This window comes from Mycobacterium sp. 1245499.0 (assembly GCF_001673615.1).
GTDB classification, from domain to species: domain Bacteria; phylum Actinomycetota; class Actinomycetes; order Mycobacteriales; family Mycobacteriaceae; genus Mycobacterium; species Mycobacterium europaeum_A.
Genome location: NZ_LZMG01000256.1, coordinates 1 through 728 on the forward strand (window position 1 = coordinate 1; position 728 = coordinate 728).

The following is a 728-nucleotide window of genomic DNA, read 5'->3' on the forward strand; positions in this document are numbered from 1 at the left end:
TCGAGAAGTACGACGTCAACGTCGTCGGCCTCACACTGTCGGAAAACCAGGCCGAGCACGTGCAGCAGTCCTTCGATCAGATGGACACCCCCCGCAGCCGGCGGGTGCTGCTGGAGGGCTGGGAGAAGTTCCACGAGCCCGTGGACCGCATCGTGTCCATCGGCGCGTTCGAGCACTTCGGCCGGCAGCGCTACGGCCGCTTCTTCAAAATGGCCTACCAGGCGCTGCCGCCCGGCGGAGTGATGTTGCTGCACACCATCGTTCGGCCGTCGTTCAAAGACGCGCGGGCCAAGGGCCTGAAGCTGACCCACGAAATCGTGCAGTTCTCGCAGTTCATCCTGGCCGAGATCTTCCCCGGCGGCTGGCTGCCGACGCCGCAGACCGTCGGCGAGTACGGAGTGACCGCGGGCTTCGACCTGACCCGCGTCCAGTCGCTGCAGCTGCACTACGCCAGGACCTTGGACCTGTGGGCCGAGGCACTCGAGGCCAATCGCGAGCAGGCGATCGCCATCCAGTCCCAGGAGGTCTACGACCGGTACATGAAGTACCTGACCGGCTGCGCGAAGTTGTTCCGTGCGGGCTACACCGACGTCAATCAGTTCACGCTGGAGAAGTAACCGGCCCAGTAAAGCAATCGGCCCCGAACGGTGAACCGTTCGGGGCCGACTTGTCCCGCCCTACTTGACCAACGTGAATTGCCCCACATTGGTGACACCCTTGCGGAAGAA

General features: G+C 63.9%; 1 protein-coding gene. It reads left to right on the top strand.

Translation table 11 applies throughout. The annotated features are described in order from the left end of the window. The coding region (locus A5646_RS14460; RefSeq protein ID WP_067022233.1) for a class I SAM-dependent methyltransferase at nt 1-617 on the top strand (617 nt) is incomplete at its 5' end. Nucleotides 618-728 lie beyond the last annotated feature (111 nt).